This is a genomic window from Micromonospora sp. NPDC049645, assembly GCF_040675155.1.
Taxonomy (GTDB): Bacteria; Actinomycetota; Actinomycetes; order Mycobacteriales; family Micromonosporaceae; genus Micromonospora.
Genome location: NZ_JBFAOI010000019.1, coordinates 42,343 through 61,457 on the forward strand (window position 1 = coordinate 42,343; position 19,115 = coordinate 61,457).

The window sequence follows — 19,115 nt, forward strand, 5'->3', positions numbered from 1 at the left end:
GCGTGTGGCGCGGGCCCGGCGTGTGGCGCGGGCCCGGCGTGTGGCGCGGGCCCGGCGTGTGGCGCGAGCCCGCCGTGAGGCGCGGGCCCGGCGTGTGGCGCGGGCACGGCGTGGCGCTCGGCTGCGCCAGTCATGTCACGGCCGGGAAGCCCGCGGCGGCGGCCAGGGCGTCCAGTTCGGCGCGGAGTTCGGCGGCCGGCGGGTAGTGCCCGTCGCGTTCCAGCAGCAGAGCCGGTGGTCGCCGTCGGGCACAGAGCGCGCCGACCAGCTCCAGCACCGCTTTCGGCACCGGGTCGGTGTGGGTGTCGTGGTAGAAACCGCCGTGTTCCGCGCCACCCGCCACGTGGGCGTACGCGATCCGTTCCAGCGGCAGGCGGTCCAGCAACGCGAGCGGGTCGGCGCCCCGGTTACGGGCGTTGGCGTGCACGTTCGCCACGTCCAGCAGCAGCAGAGCCCCGGTCCGGTCGAGGATCTCGGTGAGGAAGTCCGCCTCGTCCAGCTCGTCGTCGGGCCAGTCGAGCAGCGCGGCGATCGGTTCCAGCGCGATCGGCACCGGAAGTTCGGCCTGTGCCCGTGCCACGTTGGCGCAGACCGCGTCCACGGCCTCCCGGCTGCGCGGCAGCGGCAGCAGGTGGCCGGCCTCCAGGCCGCCGGCCCGGACGAACGCGATGTGCTCGCTGACCAGCGGTGCGTCCAGGCGTTGCGCCACGGTGGCCAGGTGGGCGACCCGGGCCGATTCGACCGGCTCGGCGCCGCCGAGGTTGAGCCGCACCCCGTGGGGTACCACCGTCACCGCGCGTTCGCGCAGCTGCGCCAGACCGAGCGGCAGCGGCCCGGACGCGGGCACTCCCTCGGCGACCACCTCGACGAAGCGCAGGCCGGGTAGTTCGGCCACGAACCCGGTGATCTCCGGACGCCAGCCGATGCCCACGCCGGACGGGCCGGTCATCCGCCGCACCCCCCGCCGCCGCAACCGCCTCCGCCGCCGCAGGAGCTGCCGCCGCCGTCTCCACCGGAGCTGTCGCCGCCACCGGACGAACCGTCGGAGCCGCCCGTCCAGCCGCCGCTGCTGGAGATCGCCTGGCGCTGGATCTCGGCCTGCTCGGCGAAGCCCGGGTCGAGCGCCCAGAGCGCGGCGGTGCCGTACAGGGCCACGCCCATCGCCGCGCCGGCAGCCCCGTAGGTGGCGTACGCGGGCGCGGAGGCCGGGGCGAGGTGGGCGTGTTCGCGGCGGACACCGCGCAGCGCCGCCCGCCCGGCCCGGGTGCGTACGGGTGCCCGGCCCATCAGCAGCGCGATGCACAGGAGCACGGCCAGGGTGAGCAGCAGGTAGCCCACCGGGTGGCCGTTCGCCAAGCCGAAGAACAGCCGGAGCACGCCGAGGCCCAGCAGGGCGATCAGCACCTTGTTCCAGAACCGGGCGCGGGCGCGCTGCGAGTCGTTCGTCAACAGCCCGCGCTGCTCCAGGCCGTTGCGGATCTGGTGCAACGCGACGCGTACCCGGTCGTCCTTCGGCAGGTCCCGGACGCGAGCGTGCTGGTGAGCGGCCCAGTGGATGGCCTGGTCCAACGGGGTGAGCCCGGACGGCGCGGCGCCGACTGTGGTCAGCCGGCGGTCCGGTCGTACGCCGACCGTGCCGCTGCCACGCAGCCCGCCGAGCGCGGCGTGTACGGCGAGTTGGGGGCCACCATTGAGGTACGCCACCTGCTGCGGCCCGAGCGGGTCGGCGGTCATGGCAGCGTTCGACCCGGCCGCCATCCGGACTCGCTCGTACACCGCGAAGGTCAGCACCACCGCGGCGGCCACGAGGTAGAACCGAAGGAAGGTCGGGCCGGGGATGCCCCAGGTGTCGCCGGACGCGGTGTAGACGATCATCGACTGCTCCTGTCACCGGAGGGGATCGGCGGCCCCATTGTGGAGCAGCCCCGCCACGGTTGATCGACCGGCGTCCCGGTGGTCAGTGGCGGCGGACCGCCTCCTCGACCAGGTCGAGCACCGGGCCCAGGTCACCGGCGGGTCGGCCCATGGCCAGGTGCAGCACCAGGCCGTCGTAGGCCAGTTCCAGGAACTGGGCCAGCACGTCGATCGGGACGTCCTCGCGCAGCACCCCGGCGTCGCGCTGGCGGGCCAGCCGGTCCCGGGTCGCCTCGGCGATCGCGGCGGACCGTTCCGCCCACCGTTTGGCGAACGCCGGGTCGGTGCGCAGCCGCCGGGAGACCTCCAGTTGGCTGCCCAGCCAGCCGGTGGTGTCCGGGGAGACGGCGCGGGCGAGCAGGTCCCGCATCACCTGCACCAGACCGTTGCGGGCCACCGTCTCGACCATCGCCGCGGCGTCGTCCTCGGCGACGGCCAGGAAGAGCGAGTCCTTGTCGCGGAAGTGGTGGAAGATCGCGCCACGGGACAGGCCGGTGGCCTCCTCGAGGCGGCGTACGGTCGCCCCCTCGTAGCCGAGCCGGGCGAAACACGCCCGGGCCGCGGCGAGGATCTCCTGCCGGCGCGCGTCGAGCTGGTCCTGGCTTACTCTGGGCACACGTCGATCGTCGCAGGTCACCCCGGGGCATGCAAACCGTACGTACGGCTTGGGACCTGGCCGTTTACCATCGCCCGGTGACTCCGCCCCGCACCCTGCCCAGCTCGCCGTTGACCGTGGCCACCGTTCAGGCCACCCCCACGCCCGGCGACGTCGCCGGCAACGCGGTCGCCGGGGCCGACCTGGTCCGTCGAGCCGGTGAGCAGGGCGCCCGGGTGGTCGTCCTGCCGGAGCTGTTCCTCTGCGCGTACCACCCGCCAACCCTCGCCGCCGACCCGGCCGGCACGGACGTCGCGGCCGATCCGGCCGGGATGGTCGCGGATCCCCGGCTCGACCCGCTGCGGGCCGCCGCGCGCGAGGCTGGCGTCACCGCGCTGGTCGGCGCCGCCGCCCGGCACCCGGACGGCCGGCGGACCATCGCCGCCCTGGTCATCGACCGGTCCGGGGAGGTCCGGGTCGGGTACGACAAGCAGCAGCTGTGGGGCGACGAGCGCGACCTGTTCACCCCCGGCGATCGGGGTGCCACCCTGCTCGTCGACGACTGGCGGCTCGGGTTGGGCATCTGCTATGACGGCTGTTTCCCCGAGCACGGCCGGGCCGCGGCCCTCGACGGCGCACACGGTTACCTGTGCCCCAGCGGCTACCTGACCGGCTCCGAGCACCGTCGGGATCTCTACTACGCGGCGCGGGCCCTGGACAACACGATGTTCGTGGTCTTCGCCAACGCGGTCGGGGGCGTCGACCCGTGGCGCTTCAACGGCGGCGCGGCCGTCTACGACCCCGAGGGGCGGGTGCTGGCCCGCGGCGCCGACGACGGTACGGCGGTGCTCGTGGCGACGCTGGATCCCGCCGTGCTCGCGAGCACCCGGGCGGCCCACTCGATGCTCGCCGATCGGTTGCCGGACCAGGGCGGCCCTCGGGCGTCGATGCCTGGCTGAGCCCGTCGTCAGCCCGATACCCGCTGGATCTGTTGGCGGACACGTCGGTCCCGTAGGGTGCCCGAGTGCCACTGCTCCTGCTGGACCTGGACAACACCCTGCTGGATCGGGCTGGGCCGTTCCGCCGCTGGGGTGAGCGCTTCCTGGACAGCATCGGCGCCCCCCACACCGACATCGACTGGCTTGTCTCGATCGACGCCGACGGGCTGACCGACCGCTGGGACCTCGCCGACGCCATCCGGGACCGCTACGAGCTGCGCATCCCCTCGATCGACCTGGTCGAGGAGCTGCACGACGGAGTGGTGGCGCAGACCAGGCTCGACCCACTGACCGCCTGCGCGCTGCGGATCGCCGACGACGCCGGGTGGGTGCCGGTGGTGGTCTGCAACGGCACGGTACGCGTCGAGGACGCCAAGATCCGCCGGACCGGGCTGGACCAGTACGTCGCGGACTGGGTGATCTCCGAAGAGGCCGGCGTGAGCAAACCCAACCCGAGGATCTTCGCGCTGGCCGCCCAGCGGGTCCGGATGCCACTACGCGGCGCGTGGGTGATCGGCGACAGCCCGGAGGCGGACATCGGCGGCGCCGCCGCCGTCGGGCTGCCCAGCGTCTGGTTGCACCGGGGGCGCACCTGGTCGGACGTCCGGTTCGCGCCGAGCCGCACCGCGGACGGGTTGATCGCCGCGGTCGCCACCGTGCTCGCCCGCTGAGGTTCACCGCGTCGGCTGTCGCCCGCGGGCGGTGGTGCGGTTATTCGGTTGACCGGCAGCCGTGCGGCCACCAACATTGTCCGCGCATCGTGCATCCGGGCGTGCGCCCGGTCGAGGAGAGGAGGTCGGTCATGGCCGTCTTCGCAGGTCGCTTCCAGCTGCCTATCTCAGCCTCGACCAAGGGAACCTCACCACAGTGCGCGATCACGACCTTCCGGCGCTGGAGCGCCGGAGCCGCGGCAAGAGCCGCTTCGACGACGACGAACCGCGGTTTCTGAAGCGCGGGCGGCCCACCGAGCCGCTCGCAGACCCGGACAGCGAACCCGACCCGGACACCGGCGAGCGCTGGTCGTCCTGGGACGACGCCGAGCACGGGCCGCAGCCGCACCCGGCCTGGCTGATCACCGAGTTGGCCGCCAAGGACACCGAGCTGGGTGTGCTGAAGACCGGCAAGGAGGCGGACGTCCACCTGGTCCGGCGGGCCGTGCCCGACACCGACCGGTCCTGCCTGCTCGCGGTGAAGCGCTACCGCGACCCCGAGCACCGGCTGTTCCACCGGGATGCCGGCTACCTGGAGGGCCGTCGGGTGCGCCGGTCCCGGGAGAACCGGGCGATGGCCAGCCGGACGGCGTTCGGCCGGCAGATGATCGCCGGGCAGTGGGCCGCAGCGGAGTTCGCCGCCCTGGCCCGGCTCTGGGAGATCGGCGCCGGACACGACCGGATCGCCGTGCCGTACCCGGTGCAGTTGCGGGGCACCGAGCTGATGCTGGAGTTCGTCGGTGACGCCGAGTCGGGGGAGGCGGCACCCCGGCTGGCCCAGCTGCGGCCCGACCCGACCGAGCTGCGGGACCTGTGGGCCCAACTGGTGGAGGCGCTACGGGTGCTGGCTCGGGCCGGCTACGCGCACGGCGACCTGTCGCCGTACAACCTGCTCGTGCACCAGGGCCGGCTGGTCGTGATCGACCTGCCGCAGGTGGTCGACGTGGTGGCGAACCCGCAGGGGCCGGAGTTTCTGGCCCGCGACGTGCGGGTGGTCGGGACCTGGTTCGCGGCTCGTGGTCTGCCTCCCGAGCAGGTCGACCCGGCCACGTTGACCGCCGAGCTGCTGCGCGAGGCGGGCATCCGCTGAGCGGAGCGGGTCGGGCGGAGAACCGCCCGACCCGCTGCGCCGGCTATTGCAGGTAACGCTCCACCTCGGGCTTGGGGCGCTCACCCTGGGCGTCCGGGTCGCCGTGGGTCTCCCGGGCGGCCCGGCGGCGGCGTAGCAGGTCCCAGCACTGGTCGAGGGACTCCTCCAGGGCGCGCAGTCGCTCGCTGGCCTCGCCCTCGGTGCCCGACTCGTGGGCCTGGGCCTCGGCCCGCAGCTTGTGTTCCTCGTCGACCAGCTCGGAGATCCGGTTCAGGATGGTCTTGTCGTCCATGCCGTAGAGCCTGGCACAGGGTGCCGGGCATCGCCCGGATTCGGGGGTACCGGTGCGTTCCCGGTCACCGGAGGGCGCCGGTTGGTCCGACGTCGCCGATCGGTGGACCTGTCGGCCGCCCCGCCCCGCCCGGCGATGCCGGGCCGTTCGCCGGCACCGCGCCCTCGCCCGGTCGACGGTGCCTTGTCTGACTATCCATTCAGGAATTGCTTGCACCGGGACATTGATGCAGGTGCGTGAATGTGGATGGAAATTGCACCGTCCGCAAGTCTGGAGGTGCCCCGCGTTTGGTGAGATGCTTCCGTCTGCCCAGAAGGTGAAAGTTTCATCAACCTGCCCGACCGAAGTGGATCGCTACGGTCGCCGGGACGACGAGGAGACGTGGTTCGATGTCGCAGGTGTTCGAGGCAGGCCCCGCCACCGTCAGCACCGAACCCCGGACGATCCCCCTGCGGCGCGCTCTGCCCGCGCTCGTCCGCGATCCGCTCGGTGCGCTCGTCGACTTCGCGCAGGCCGCCGACGGCGAGGTCATCCGGCTGAACCTCGGCTCGTTCCGCCCCTATCTCGTCAGCCATCCCGAGCACCTGCAACGCGTGCTCAGGGACAACGTTGCCAACTACACCCGCGACGGCGACGGCTTGCTCTGGCGACCGGTTCGTCGGATCGTCGGTGACGCCATCCTGGTCGCCGAAGGCGCGATCTGGGAGTCCAGCCGCGGCGCCCTGCAACCGTTGTTCACCGCCAAGCGGGCCGAGACGCTCGTCGACAAGATGGCCGAGGCGATCAACGAGGCGGTCGACGAGTGGCTCGAACCGGTCCGCGAGGGTCGCCCGATCGACGGCGGCGCCGAGCTGACCCAGATCGTCCTGCGGACCACCATGCGGGTGCTCTTCGCCGACCGCATCTCGGTGCCCGACGCCCTGCGGATCAGCGCCGCGCTGGACACCGTCACCACCGCGATGCTCCCACGGCTGCTGATGCCCGCCGTGCCGTACGCGGTGCCGATGCCCGGCGACCGGCGCTTCCGCGAGGCGGTGCGCACCATCGACGAGGTGGTGCTGCCGATCATCCGGGAGGCCCGGGCCCGCCCCACCGACGGCGACGACATCATCTCCACCCTCTGCCGACCGCGCGCCGACGGCAGCGAACCCGACGAGTACGCGATCCGCGGCGACGTGGTCGCGATGTTCTCCACCGCCACCGAGACCACCATCGCCCTGCTCTCCTGGCTCTGGCCGGTGCTGGCGTCCCGGCCCGACGTGGCCGAGCGGATGACCGACGAGATCGAGCGGGTGGTCGGCGGCGAACGGGTCGGTCGTGAGCACCTGCCCCAGCTGCGCTACGGGCGGATGGTGCTCGACGAGATGCTGCGGCTCTACCCGGCCGGCTGGATGATCCCCCGCACGGCGGTCGGCGACGACGTGCTGGGCGGGGTGCGGATCAAGGCCGGCGGCACGGTGCTGGTCAGCCCGTACGTCACCCAGCGGATGTCGATGTTCTGGGACGACCCGGCGCTCTTCGACCCGGAGCGGTTCGCGCCGGAGGCGCCCCGGCGGCGCTACCGCTACTCGTACTTCCCGTTCGGTGGAGGCCCGCACCAGTGCCTCGGGCAGTACCTGTTCCTGCTGGAGGCCCAGCTCATCGTCAGCACCGTGTTGAGCCGTTACCGCTTCCGGCTCCGCGAACCGGCCGACCTCACCCCCCGGGTGGGCGCCTCGCTGCAACCCAAGCAGCGCTCCGAGCTCATCCTCACCCCGGTCGAGCGTCCGGTCGCGTCGTGACCGAGACCCCGCGACCGGCGCGGGCCGGTCAGGACGCGGTCGCCGAGCAGGGTCGGGTGTGCGCACTCGCCGTGCGCGGCGTACGCGACCTGCAGAAGGTCACCGCCGCCCACCCCGAGCTGTTCGACGCCGCGCCGTTCGACCCGGCTCTGCTCAGCTCGGTGGCCACCGCGATCGCCTTCACCGCGCCGTGGCACACCGCCGCGGAGCTGCGGGTCACCACCCGTACCCTGCTCTGGGTCTTCGCGGCGGACTGGCAGGTCGACTACCTCGCGCGGTCGGTCGACGACGTCCGGGAGGTGGTGGCCGACTGCCTCGCGGTGGCCGACGGCGCCGCGCCGCCACCGGGGCGACACCTGGCCCGGCTGCTGGCCGACCTGCGTGACGAACTGGCGACCGTGCCGGCGTTCGCCCGGTTGCGGCCGATCTGGCGCGACGAGTTGGCCCGGATGCTCGCCGCCGTGGCCCGGGAGTGGGACTGGAAGAACCTGCCGACCGATCCGACCACCGGGCGGCGTCTGCCGGACCTGGACCGCTACCTGGACAACGCCGACAACCTCGCCTGCTCCTTCGTCAACGTCACCCACTGGATCGCCACCGGGGACGACCGGACGCTCGCCCAGCTGACCGACCTGCTCGACGCCGGCCGGGGCGTGCAACGCGTGCTGCGGCTGGTCAACGACCTGGCCACGCACGGCCGGGACACCGAATGGGGTGACCTGAACGCCCTGTCGCTGGTCGACGACCCGGCGCAGGTGCACGACCGGCTGGCCGAACTGACCGCCCGGTCCCGGGGGGACCTGGCCGCCCTCGCCGAACGGTGCCCCCGGCAGGCGGACTACCTCAACCGGCAGATCTCCTTCACCGGCGGCTTCTACCAACTGTCGGACTTCTGGGGGGAGCGTGATGAGTGACGGCGCCACGCGGGTGCTCGCCGACACGGAGACCACCGGCGACCCGACCGCCGACGCCGCCCGCGAGCTGATCGCCGGCCTTGCCCTACGGCCGTGGGGGCAGGTCGCCGCATCGGTGTACGAGACCGGGCGGCTGGTCGCCGACGCCCCCTGGCTGGACGGGCACCACCAACGGATCGCGTTCCTGCTGCGCGGCCAGCGCCCGGACGGGGCGTGGGGCCCGCCCGAGGGGTACGCGCTGGTGCCGACGTTGAGCGCCACCGAAGCGTTGCTCGCCGCGCTGGCCGACGGGGAGCCCCGGACGGCTCTGCTCGCCCCGGTGGCCCGTGGACTCGACGCTCTCGTCGGCACTCTGCTCCGCACCGACGCGCGGACGCTGCCGGACACCCCCGCGCTGGACCTCATCGTCCCGGCGTTGGTCGACCGGATCAACGGCCGGCTCGCCGGCCTGGGGCGGGCCACCGCCGACCGGCTGCCCCGCCCGCCGTTGCCGCTACCCGTCGGGCTCACCGTAGACCGGCTGCGCGCGGTGCGCGCCGCGGTGGCCGCCGGGGCGGCGCTGCCGCCGAAACTGACCCACTTCTACGAGATCCTGGACGCGACACCCCCGGACGCGGGTCCGACGCTCACCGCGGTCGGCGCCTCGCCCGCCGCGACGGCGGCCTGGCTGAGCGCGGCCGGTCCGGCCGCCGGTCCCACCGCGTACGCCTTCCTGCAGACGTTGGTGCGCGAGGGCGGCGGCCCGGTGCCCTGCCCGGCCCCGATCACCGTCTTCGAGCGGGCCTGGGTGCTGAGCGGCCTGCACCGGGCCGGGATCGCGGTCAACCCGCCGAACTCCGTCCTGGAAAGCCTGACCGCCGCCACCACCGGCCAGGGCATCGCCACCGGCGACGGCCTACCGACGGACGCCGACACCACGTCGGTGTCACTCGACGCGCTGGCCCGGCTCGGCCGCCCGGCCGACCCCGGCAGCCTGTGGGCGTACGAGACGGCGGACGGCTTCTGCACCTGGCCGGGAGAGGACGGCTTCTCCGTCACCACCAACGCCCACGTGCTGGACGCCTTCGGTCAGCACCTGACCCGGCACCCGGACGCGGACGCGCGCTACCACCGGGCGGTCGAGCGGCTCAGCGAGGTGCTGCCCCGGCACCAGAGCGCGGACGGCACCTGGCAGGACCGCTGGCACGCCTCGCCGTACTACGCCACCGCCTGCTGCGTGCTGGCGCTGGCGGAGTTCGGGCGGGGCGCGGCAGCCGCCGAGGCGGTCGACCGGGCCGCCGGCTGGGTGCTGAACAGTCAACGCGCGGACGGCTCGTGGGGGCGGTGGGACGGCACCGCCGAGGAGACCGCCTACGCCCTGCAGGTGCTGCTGGCGGTGCCGACGACGGTGCCACGGGTCGACGACGCCCTGGCCCGGGGGCACGCCTACCTGCACGAAGCCGCCGACCGGGAACACCCTCCACTGTGGTACGGCAAGGAACTGTACTGTCCGACCGTCATCGTTCGCGCCGCGGTGCTGGCCGCCTGCCGTCTGGTCGGCCTCCGCACCGGCGGCGCCGACCGTTCGGTGGTGGATTGCGGTTACCAGGCAACAAAAACAGCGACTTGAGGGGTTGTGTGGACACTGCTAGCGTACGCAGAGCCTCAGCCCCGTATGCCCCGCTGCGGTGGGACGTCGCCCCCTCTGATCACCCGTTGATGAGCTGAGTCAACGCCCGGCCTGGGACGGTTCAATGCGTTCTCGCGGTACGAGTATCCGCACCAAGGTTGTCGCCCTGCTGCTCTCCCTGGTCGCGCTGTGGATGTTCGCGGCGTGGGTGACCCTGCGGGACGGCTTCAACCTGCTCGGTGTCCAGTTGCTCAACAGTAAGGTCTACAGCCCGAGCGAGCCGCTGCTGCAGGAGCTCCAGCTGGAGCGACGGTTGACCCAGGCGTACCTGAGCAACCCCGATGCGGCGCAGCGGTCGGCGCTGGAAGCCGAGCAGCGCAAGGCCGCCGAGCTGGCCGGCGACTTCGGTGACTCGGTCCGCAACTGGCAGGTCGACGTCGCCGGCAGCTCCGCCCTGGACACCCAGCTCGACGCGACGATCGCCCAGATCAACGCGCTGGAGCAGACCCGCGCCGAGGTGCTGGACCGCAAGATCGACCGGATCGCCGCCGCGGAGGCGTACACCGGCGCGATCGAGTCGATCTTCCAGATCTACGACGTGACGGGCAGCCTGGACGACAAGCAGATCGCCGCCGAAGCGGCGGCCCTGATCCAGCTCAACCGGATGAAGGAACTCATCTCCCAGGAGGACGCGCTGCTCAGCGGCCTCTTCGGCAACGGCCGGATGAGCGGCGCCGAGTACGCCCGCTATGTCGCACTGGTCGGCTCGGAGCGGTTCCTCGGTGAGGAGACCCGCGTCCGGCTCGCCGACGCTGACCAGCGCCGCTACCAGCAGCTCGTCGAGGGTGAGGCGTTCACCAGGCTGCGCGCCGTGCAGGACAGCATCATCCGTGAGGGCCGGCCGTCGACCCAGCTGCCGATCGGCTCCGAGCAGTGGCGCGGCACGGTCGAGCCGGTGCTGGCCGAGGTGAACGATGCCGTCACCGCAGGCGGCGAGGGCATCGTGGGCCGGGCCACCGGCGTGGCCGTGATGGTCGTCGTGCGACTGGTGCTCGCCACCGGCCTGGGCCTGCTCGCCGTCATCGCCTCCGTGGTCGTCTCCATCACCACCGCGCGGAACCTGCTGCGCCAGCTGGACCGGCTGCGTCAGGCCGCCTGGCAGCTCGCCGACGAGCGGCTGCCCCGGGTGGTGGAGCGCCTCGGGCGCGGCGAGGAGGTCGACGTGGCCACCGAGGCGCCCCCGCTGGAATTCGGCACCGACGAGATCGGCCAGGTCGGCAAGGCGTTCAACGCCGTTCAGGAGACCGCCCTGCGGACCGCCGTCGAGCAGGCCGACCTGCGCCGCAACGTCCGTGAGGTCTTCCTCAGCCTGGCCCGACGTACGCAGGCGCTCGTGCACCGCCAGCTCACCCTGCTCGACGCCATGGAGCGCCGGGAACACGACGCGGAGGAGCTGGAGGACCTGTTCCGGGTCGACCACCTGGCCACCCGGATGCGGCGTAACGCGGAAAACCTGATCGTGCTCTCCGGCTCCACCCCCGGTCGGGCCTGGCGGCGCAACGTCCCCATGGTCGACGTGGTGCGCGGCGCGGTGGCCGAGGTGGAGGACTACACCCGGGTCAACGTGCTGCCGCTCGGCCCGGTCTCCCTCGCCGGCCGCGCGGTCGGCGACATCATCCACCTGCTCGCCGAGCTGATCGAGAACGGCCTGTCGTTCTCCCCGCCGCACACGACCGTCGAGGTCCGCGGCCAGTTGGTCTCCAACGGGTTCGCCATCGAGATCGAGGACCGGGGCCTCGGCATGAGCGAGGAGGACCTGGCCGCGGCGAACCACCGGATCGTCGACCAGTCCGAGCTGAACCTCGCCAACGCCGCCCGCCTCGGCCTCTACGTGGTGAGCCGGCTGACCGAACGGCACGGCGTGCGGGTACGGCTCAAGGAGTCCGCGTACGGCGGCACCACGGCGGTCGTGCTGATCCCGCTGGAGCTGGTCACCGAGGCCGACGCGTCCCCGGAGGACTCGGGTTCGTTCCGGGCCGGCACGGCCATCCCGATGCCGTCGGCGCCCGCCACGGACACCGGCCGTCCGGCCTCCCTCGCGCCGGTCGCGCTCGCCGCACCGACGAGCACCGCTACGGACGCACCGGCGCTGAAGGCGCTTCCGATGTCGACCGACACCACCACCCCGACGACGGCCGAGGAGCCCGAGGCCGACACCGTCCTGCCCACCCGTCAGCGGACGACCCCGGCCACCGGCACACCCGATCTGCCCACTCGCGCCCGGCGGGGCCCGGGCCAGCCAGCCCTGGAAGCCCCGACCGTGCCCACCGGCCTTCCCGCCGTCGACCGCGCCCGCCCGGAGCAACGCGACGGCGAGCCGGTCGTGGCCGGCGACGGTGGTCCGGTGCCCGCCCGCGCCGAGGCGGAACGGACCGACTCCGGCCTGCCCGTCCGGATCCGCCAAGCGAACATCGTTCCCGAGTTGCGAGACGACCCGGCGGTGTCGGAGACCGAGGACGAGGATGTGGTGCGCCCACCGGAGCAGGTTCGCCGGATGATGAGCTCCTACCAGACCGGCACCCGTCGTGGGCGAACCGACGCGGCCCGGCTGCTCGGCGGCGCCTCCGGCGCCCCGGCGGCGACGCCGTCCGAGTCGACCGACGAGGATCCACAAGCGACCTGACCGAGTACTGGTGACGCGGGTTCCCCGCGATATGACGGTCAAGCCCCAGACGAACGCGGCGCACAGCCGGGCGAGAAGAGGACGACGAAGTGACCCAGAAGACGGCTTCGAGCGCCGACCTGACGTGGTTGCTGGATGACCTGGTGGGCCGGGTGAAGCAGGCCGAGCACGCGGTCGCGCTCTCCACCGACGGCCTGTTGATGGCCTCCTCCCAGGGGTTGAGCCGGGACGACGGCGAGCACCTCGCGGCGATGGCGGCCGGCATCCAGAGCCTCGCCCGAGGCGCCGGTAAGCGTTTCGGTGGTGGACAGGTGCAACAGACCATCATCGAGATGCAGTCGTCGTTCCTGTTCGTCACCGCGGCCGGCCGTAACGCCTGCCTGGCGGTGCTTGCCACCGAGGACGCCGACGTCGGTCTGATCGCCTACGAGATGGCGATGCTGGTCACCCGCGTCGGCAAGTACGTCGCATCGCCGTCGCGCGGCGCCGACCAGCAGGTCGGCGAGAGGTAACGGCGATGACGGTCCAGGGGGAGTCCGCAGACCACCAGTGGGTGGATGACCATGCGGGTCCGGTGGTGCGCCCGTACGCGGTGACGCGCGGTCGGGCCCGCCCGGTCACCGGCACTTTCGACCTGATCTCCCTGGTCACCGCGACCCGAGCCGAGGTCACGCCCGAGGTCGGTCTCGGCCCCGAGCATTTGGCGATCGTCGGGCTGTGCCAGCGCATACAGTCCGTCGCCGAGATCGCCGCCCATCTCGACCTGCCGGTGGGCACCATCCGGGTGCTTCTCGGTGATCTGGCGGCCCGCAGCCTGGTGCAGGTCCGCGAGCCGCAGACCACGGCCGGTCTTCCCGACAACAGCATCTTCGAGGCGGTAATCAATGGACTACGGGCACTCTGACCGGCCGGCGGGAGCGACCCCACTGCCCACCGCGATCAAGATTCTGGTCGCGGGTGGCTTCGGTGTGGGCAAGACGACCATGGTCGGCGCGGTCAGCGAGACCCGGCCGTTGCGTACCGAGGAGGTCTTGACCGAGTCGGGCGTCGGCATCGACGACCTGTCCGGGGTGGAGGGCAAGACCACCACCACCGTGGCCATGGACTTCGGCCGGATCACCATCAGCGACGACCTGGTGCTGTACCTGTTCGGTACGCCCGGGCAGGACCGGTTCTGGTTCGTCTGGGACGAGCTGGCGTTGGGCGCGATCGGCGCCGTGGTGCTGGCCGACACCCGCCGGCTTGCCGACTGCTTCCCCTCGATCGACTACTTCGAGGGTCGGGGCACGCCCTTCGTGGTGGCGGTGAACTGCTTCCAGGGCGCTCGGACGTACCGCCTCGACGAGGTGCAGGCCGCGCTCAACCTGGACCCGGGCGTGCCGGTGCTGCTCTGCGACGCCCGGCAGCGGGAGTCCAGCAAGGAGGTGCTGGTCACGCTGATGGAGCACGCCATGAAGACCCGCGAGGCCCGCCGCCGCGCCGCCAGCGGAGACTGACCGCAGTTTCTCGGGGCAGGGTGTCCGGAACGCCTCCGGCCGATCGTCATGCCGATGGATGTGCTGCGCCGGGCCCGCGTCGAGCGCCGCAAGCTGCACGACCTGGCGCTGCTCACCCCGGGTGGCGTTGACGCTGCGCACCGTCTGCGGCGTGCCGACCGCCGACATCGCCCGGCTGCTGCTGGTCAGTGAGTCGACGATGACCCGCCGGCTGACCCGGGCCCGCACCCGCATCGCCGAGGCCGGCATCTTGTACCGGGTGCCGAGCGGGCCGGCGTTGACCGAGCGGCTGCCCGGCGTCCTCGCCGTGCTGTACCTGCTGTTCACCAGGGGCTACGTCGCCGACGGCGAGCCGGCCTTCGCCGACGAGGCGGTCCGGCTCGCCCGGCTGCTGGACCGGTTGATGCCGGAGCAGTCCGAGGTGGCCGCGCTGCTGGCGTTGTTTTTGCTTCAGCACTCCCGCCGGCACGCCCGTCGCGACGCCGCCGGCACTCCGCTCACCCTGCAATGACAGGACCGCGACCGGTGGAACCGGGCCGCCATCGCCGAGGGCCTGACCGCCCTCGACCGGGTACGCCACGACGGGCCGTACGCGTGGCAGGCCCGGATCGCCGCCTGCCACGCCACCGCCGCCTCCGCGGACGACACCGACTGGCCCACCATCGCGCGGGCCTACGACGCGTTGGCCGACCTCCGCCCCTCGCCGGTGATCGCGCTCAACCGCGCGATCGCGCACGGCTACGCGTACGGGCCGGTTGCCGGGTTGGACCTGCTCGACGCGGCGCGAGCCGGGGGTGGCCTGGACAGCAACCCACTCGCCCTGGCGGTGGAGGCCGACCTGGTGGCCCGGCAGGGTGATCGGTCGCGTGCCGCTGGATTGTTCCGACAGGCGGCGGCAACTGTCGGGTCGGCCGTCGAACGTCGGGCGCTGCTCGACCGGGCTGACGAACTGTCTCCCTACGGCCGCATGCGGCACCCGGGGAGAGGGTCCGCCGCGCTGTCGTCCGCCGTTTCCTCTGCCGGCAGCCGGCAGCCGGCGGTGACCCTCGGTTACCCCGTCCGGGGGCGGATACGGCATTGAGCGATATACCTGAGAGTCATATTCATGCCTCTGAGGCATATCGCTCAACAGCACATGGGCACGGCGACGCCGGAAACGACGCAGGCTCCTCCCCGCCGAGGCGAGAAGGAGCCTGGTGACGTCGGTACGTCAGTTGGCGATCATGCGGCGCAGCACGTACTGAAGGATGCCGCCGTGCCGGTAGTAGTCCGCCTCACCGGGGGTGTCGATCCGCACCACGGCGTCGAACTCCACGCCGGTGTCGGTGCTGACGTGCACCGTACGCGGGGTCTCACCGTCGTTCAGGGCGGTCACCCCGGTGATGGTGAACGTCTCCGTGCCGGTCAGGCCGAGCGACTCGGCGGTGACGTCCACCGGGAACTGCAGCGGCAGCACGCCCATCCCGATCAGGTTGGAGCGGTGGATCCGCTCGTACGACTCGGCGATGACCGCCCGGACGCCCAGCAGCATCGTGCCCTTGGCCGCCCAGTCCCGCGACGAACCCGAGCCGTACTCCTTGCCGGCCAGCACGACCAGCGGGATGCCGGCCTCCTGGTAGGCCACGGAGGCGTCGTAGATCGAGGTCTGCTCGCCGGTGAGGTGGTTGACGGTGAAGCCGCCCTCCACCCCGGGCACCAGCTGGTTGCGCAGCCGGATGTTGGCGAAGGTGCCCCGGATCATCACCTCGTGGTTGCCCCGGCGGGAACCGTACGAGTTGAACTCGTGCCGCGGCACGCCGTGCTCGGCGAGGTACGTGCCAGCCGGGGAGTCCGCCTTGATCGCGCCGGCCGGTGAGATGTGGTCGGTGGTCACCGAGTCACCCAGCTTGGCCAGCACCCGGGCATCGGCGATGTCCACGACCGGGCTCGGCTCCTGCTGCATGCCCTCGAAGTACGGGGGCTTGCGGACGTAGGTGGAGTCGTTCTCCCAGGCGAAGGTGTCACCGGTCGGGGTCGGCAGCGACTGCCACCGCTCGTCACCGGCGAAGACATCGGCGTACGCGGCGCTGAACCCGGTGGCGCCGATCGCCTGGGCGATGACGTCCTGGATCTCGGCGCTGTTCGGCCAGATCTCCCGCAGGTAGACCGGGTTGCCCTCGGAGTCCTCACCGATCGGCTCGTTGGCCAGGTCGATGTCCATCGTGCCGGCCAGGGCGTAGGCGACCACCAGCGGCGGCGACGCCAGGTAGTTCATCTTGACGTCCGGGTTGATCCGGCCCTCGAAGTTCCGGTTGCCGGAGAGCACCGAGACGACCGACAGGTCGTGCTCGTTGACCGCCGCGGACACCTCCTCGGGCAGCGGGCCCGAGTTGCCGATGCAGGTGGTGCAGCCGTAGCCGACCAGGTTGAAGCCGAGCTTGTCCAGGTACGGCGTCAGACCGGCCCGCTCGTAGTAGTCCATGACGACCTTCGAGCCCGGCGCCAGGGTGGTCTTCACCCACGGCTTGCGGGTCAGGCCCTTCTCGACCGCGTTACGGGCCAGCAGCGCGGCACCGATCATCACCTGCGGGTTGGACGTGTTGGTGCAGGAGGTGATCGCGGCGATCACCACCGCGCCGTGGTCCAGCTCGTACTCCACACCGTCGGCACCGGTGACCCGGATCGGGCTGCTGGCCCGGCCGCCGGCGCCGGCCGCCGCGGTCTCCAGGTCACGCGGCTCGTCGGCCGGGTCGCTGAACTCGTTGGCCGGCGGGTCGCTGGCCGGGAAGGACTCGGCGCTGGCCTCGTCGGCCGGGCCGTTGGCGCCGCGCGGCAGCTCCTCGCGGGCCACGCTCGGCTTGAGGTCGCGCTCCCCGGCGGAGTCGTCGGCGACGTAGTCGGTCAGCGCGGAGCGGAACAGCGTCTTGGCGCTGCCCAGCGGCACCCGGTCCTGCGGGCGCTTCGGGCCGGCGAGCGACGGCTCGATCGAGCCGAGATCCAGCTCCAGGCGCTCCGAGTAGTCCGGCTCGGCCTCCGGGTCGTGCCAGAGGCCCTGCTCCTTGGCGTACGCCTCGACGAGCGCGACCTGCGCGGCGTCGCGGCCGGTCAGCTCCAGGTAGCGGATCGTCTCCGCGTCGATCGGGAAGATCGCCACGGTGGAGCCGTACTCCGGCGACATGTTGCCGATGGTGGCCCGGTTGGCCAGCGGCACGGCACTCACGCCGGGACCGTAGAACTCGACGAACTTGCCGACCACACCGTGCTTGCGCAGCATCTCCGTGATGGTCAGCACCAGGTCGGTGGCGGTGGTGCCGGCCGGCATCTCGCCGGAGAGCTTGAAACCCACCACCCGGGGGATCAGCATGCTGACCGGCTGGCCGAGCATTGCGGCCTCGGCCTCGATGCCGCCGACGCCCCAACCCAGCACGCCCAGGCCGTTGACCATCGTGGTGTGCGAGTCGGTGCCGACCACCGTGTCCGGGTACGCCTGCATGACTCCAGACGATTCCGCCCGCGCCATGATCGTGCGGGCCAGGTACTCGATGTTGACCTGGTGCACGATGCCGGTGCCCGGCGGGACGACCTTGAACTCGTTGAACGCGGTCTGGCCCCAGCGCAGGAACTGGTAGCGCTCCTTGTTGCGTTCGTACTCCAGCTCGACGTTGCGGGCGAACGCGTCCTCGCGGCCGAACAGGTCGGCGATCACCGAGTGGTCGATGACCAGCTCGGCGGGAGCGAGGGGGTTGACCTTGCTGGCGTCGCCGCCCAGGTCGCGTACGGCCTCACGCATGGTGGCCAGGTCGACCACGCAGGGCACGCCGGTGAAGTCCTGCATCAGGACCCGCGCCGGGGTGAACTGGATCTCCACGCTCGGGGCGGCGGTGGAATCCCACTCGCCGAGCTGGCGGATGTGGTCGGCGGTGATGTTCGCGCCGTCCTCGGTCCGCAGCAGGTTCTCCAGCAGGATCTTCAGGCTGTACGGCAGCCGTGCGTGGCCGTCCACCTTGTCGATCTTGAAAATCTCGTAGCTCGCGTCTCCGACGCGTAGCTGGGTCTTCGCACCGAAGGTGTCGAGGCTCGCCACGTCGTACTCCTTCACACCAGCGACCGTGAGTAGTCCTGAGCAGTCTGTCGCACCGGTCGGGGTGCCGCCGAAGTTAGGTGACACTTACCGCCGATTCCGCTTCCAACAAAACCGTACGTCCGTCTTGCTAGATGCGCAACCCGGCGCCGAGCGCTGCTCTCCCGGGTGGGCGGCCGAGCGGCCCACGGCCACCCCGCCACGTCAGGTCGGCGGGGTAGGGTCGGGGTCGTACCGGAAGGGGTGCCGAGTGATCGACGTTCAGCACTGGCTCTCGGCGCTGCCTCCGGGCGTGGTCTATCTGATCGTCGTCGGCGTCATCGGCGTGGAGAGCATGGGCGTCCCGCTGCCGGGCGAGATCGTCCTGGTCAGCTCCGCACTGCTCGCCGCCACCGGGGTGGTGGAACCGGAGTGGGTGGCCACCGCCGCGGCGTTCGGCGCCATCGTCGGCGACTCGATCGGGTACGCCGTCGGCCGCCGCGGCGGTCGTCCGCTGCTCGCCCGGCTGGGCCGACGGTTCCCCAAGCACCTGGGCCCGGCGCAACTCGCCCGCGCCGAGCAGAGCTTCGCGCGCCACGGCGTCTGGGCGGTCTTCTTCGGCCGGTTCGTGGCGCTGCTGAGGATCCTGGCCGGGCCGCTCGCCGGGGCGCTGCACGTGCCGTACCGCCGGTTCCTGGTCGCGAACGCGGCCGGCGGGTTGGTCTGGGCCTTCGGCACGACGTACCTGCTCTACTCTGTGGGCCGAGCGGCCGAACACTGGCTGAAGGACATCTCCTGGGCCGGGTTGGTCGTCGCGGTGCTCGCCGGGCTCGGCAGCACCTGGTGGTTGCGCCGACGCGCCCACCGCGTCGCGTCCGCCTCCGGCGCGGAAGCCGCCGAGGTGGTCTCCAGCGGTGTGGCCTCCGGCGGCCAGTCGACTGCGGTGGCCTCCGGCGTCGACCCGGTCCGCGCGGGCAACGAACACTGACCTCTG

Annotated in this window: 18 protein-coding genes; 13 read left to right on the forward strand and 5 right to left on the reverse strand. The window is 72.2% G+C overall.

Going from position 1 to position 19,115, the window contains the following annotated elements:
* Positions 1-130 precede the first annotated feature (130 nt).
* From AB0J33_RS28510 to AB0J33_RS28520, 3 genes are all read right to left on the reverse strand, one after another.
* Positions 131-949, reverse strand: a complete 819-nt coding sequence (locus AB0J33_RS28510) for a DUF692 domain-containing protein (protein ID WP_363617731.1) — start codon at positions 947-949, stop codon at positions 131-133.
* Positions 946-1,875 (reverse strand): TIGR04222 domain-containing membrane protein, encoded by a 930-nt coding sequence (locus AB0J33_RS28515; protein WP_363617733.1) that lies wholly within the window; start codon positions 1,873-1,875, stop codon positions 946-948. Before AB0J33_RS28515 ends, AB0J33_RS28510 begins: the two co-directional genes overlap by 4 nt.
* 82 nt (positions 1,876-1,957) lie before the next feature.
* Positions 1,958-2,530 carry a TetR/AcrR family transcriptional regulator gene (locus tag AB0J33_RS28520; RefSeq protein ID WP_030337284.1) on the reverse strand — a complete coding sequence of 191 codons (573 nt, stop codon included), beginning with the start codon at positions 2,528-2,530 and terminating at the stop codon, positions 1,958-1,960.
* A 77-nt stretch (positions 2,531-2,607) separates the two neighbouring features.
* On the opposite strand from AB0J33_RS28520, the gene AB0J33_RS28525 reads away from it, so the two are divergent.
* From AB0J33_RS28525 to AB0J33_RS28535, 3 genes are all read left to right on the forward strand, one after another.
* Positions 2,608-3,468 (forward strand): carbon-nitrogen hydrolase family protein, encoded by an 861-nt coding sequence (locus AB0J33_RS28525; RefSeq protein ID WP_363617735.1) that lies wholly within the window; start codon positions 2,608-2,610, stop codon positions 3,466-3,468.
* Between the two features lie 65 nt (positions 3,469-3,533).
* Positions 3,534-4,178 carry an HAD family hydrolase gene (locus AB0J33_RS28530; protein WP_363617737.1) on the forward strand — a complete coding sequence of 215 codons (645 nt, stop codon included), beginning with the start codon at positions 3,534-3,536 and terminating at the stop codon, positions 4,176-4,178.
* A 196-nt stretch (positions 4,179-4,374) separates the two neighbouring features.
* Positions 4,375-5,307, forward strand: a complete 933-nt coding sequence (locus AB0J33_RS28535) for an RIO1 family regulatory kinase/ATPase (protein WP_363617739.1) — start codon at positions 4,375-4,377, stop codon at positions 5,305-5,307.
* 43 nt (positions 5,308-5,350) lie between these two features.
* On the opposite strand, the gene AB0J33_RS28540 is transcribed toward AB0J33_RS28535, so the two are convergent.
* Entirely contained in the window at positions 5,351-5,599 is a 249-nt protein-coding gene (locus AB0J33_RS28540) for a DUF2630 family protein (protein WP_285797710.1), read from the reverse strand.
* Between the two features lie 443 nt (positions 5,600-6,042).
* Between AB0J33_RS28540 and AB0J33_RS28545 the strand changes: the two genes are divergently transcribed.
* The 9 genes from AB0J33_RS28545 (at position 6,043) to AB0J33_RS28585 (ending at position 15,163) form a co-directional block, all read left to right on the forward strand.
* Positions 6,043-7,380 (forward strand): cytochrome P450, encoded by a 1,338-nt coding sequence (locus AB0J33_RS28545; protein ID WP_363617765.1) that lies wholly within the window; start codon positions 6,043-6,045, stop codon positions 7,378-7,380.
* The gene (locus tag AB0J33_RS28550; RefSeq protein WP_363617741.1) at positions 7,377-8,294 is read left to right on the forward strand and encodes a terpene synthase family protein; all 918 of its coding nucleotides are present in this window, start codon (positions 7,377-7,379) and stop codon (positions 8,292-8,294) included. The genes AB0J33_RS28545 and AB0J33_RS28550 overlap by 4 nt, the downstream gene beginning before the upstream one ends.
* On the forward strand, positions 8,287-9,903 hold the full coding sequence (locus AB0J33_RS28555) for a prenyltransferase/squalene oxidase repeat-containing protein (protein WP_363617743.1): 1,617 nt from the start codon (positions 8,287-8,289) through the stop codon (positions 9,901-9,903). The genes AB0J33_RS28550 and AB0J33_RS28555 overlap by 8 nt, the downstream gene beginning before the upstream one ends.
* 124 nt (positions 9,904-10,027) lie before the next feature.
* Positions 10,028-12,586, forward strand: a complete 2,559-nt coding sequence (locus tag AB0J33_RS28560; protein WP_363617745.1) for a nitrate- and nitrite sensing domain-containing protein — start codon at positions 10,028-10,030, stop codon at positions 12,584-12,586.
* Between the two features lie 89 nt (positions 12,587-12,675).
* A complete protein-coding gene (locus AB0J33_RS28565) occupies positions 12,676-13,098 on the forward strand; it encodes a roadblock/LC7 domain-containing protein (protein ID WP_363617747.1) in 423 nt (140 codons plus the stop codon).
* 5 nt (positions 13,099-13,103) lie between these two features.
* Positions 13,104-13,490: a DUF742 domain-containing protein gene (locus AB0J33_RS28570; protein WP_030337267.1), complete on the forward strand. Its 387-nt coding sequence runs from the start codon at positions 13,104-13,106 to the stop codon at positions 13,488-13,490.
* Positions 13,471-14,082: an ATP/GTP-binding protein gene (locus AB0J33_RS28575; protein WP_030337265.1), complete on the forward strand. Its 612-nt coding sequence runs from the start codon at positions 13,471-13,473 to the stop codon at positions 14,080-14,082. Before AB0J33_RS28570 ends, AB0J33_RS28575 begins: the two co-directional genes overlap by 20 nt.
* 127 nt (positions 14,083-14,209) lie before the next feature.
* Positions 14,210-14,593 (forward strand): DUF6596 domain-containing protein, encoded by a 384-nt coding sequence (locus tag AB0J33_RS28580; RefSeq protein WP_363617750.1) that lies wholly within the window; start codon positions 14,210-14,212, stop codon positions 14,591-14,593.
* Between the two features lie 171 nt (positions 14,594-14,764).
* Positions 14,765-15,163, forward strand: coding sequence for a hypothetical protein (locus tag AB0J33_RS28585; protein ID WP_363617752.1), 399 nt, complete (start codon positions 14,765-14,767; stop codon positions 15,161-15,163).
* A gap of 129 nt (positions 15,164-15,292) precedes the next feature.
* Here AB0J33_RS28585 and AB0J33_RS28590 read toward each other — a convergent pair whose 3' ends face one another.
* Complete coding sequence (locus AB0J33_RS28590; RefSeq protein WP_363617754.1) at positions 15,293-18,160, reverse strand: aconitate hydratase; 2,868 nt, start codon at positions 18,158-18,160, stop codon at positions 15,293-15,295.
* A 232-nt stretch (positions 18,161-18,392) separates the two neighbouring features.
* Between AB0J33_RS28590 and AB0J33_RS28595 the strand changes: the two genes are divergently transcribed.
* The gene (locus AB0J33_RS28595) at positions 18,393-19,109 is read left to right on the forward strand and encodes a DedA family protein (RefSeq protein ID WP_363617756.1); all 717 of its coding nucleotides are present in this window, start codon (positions 18,393-18,395) and stop codon (positions 19,107-19,109) included.
* The last annotated feature ends 6 nt before the right edge of the window (positions 19,110-19,115 follow it).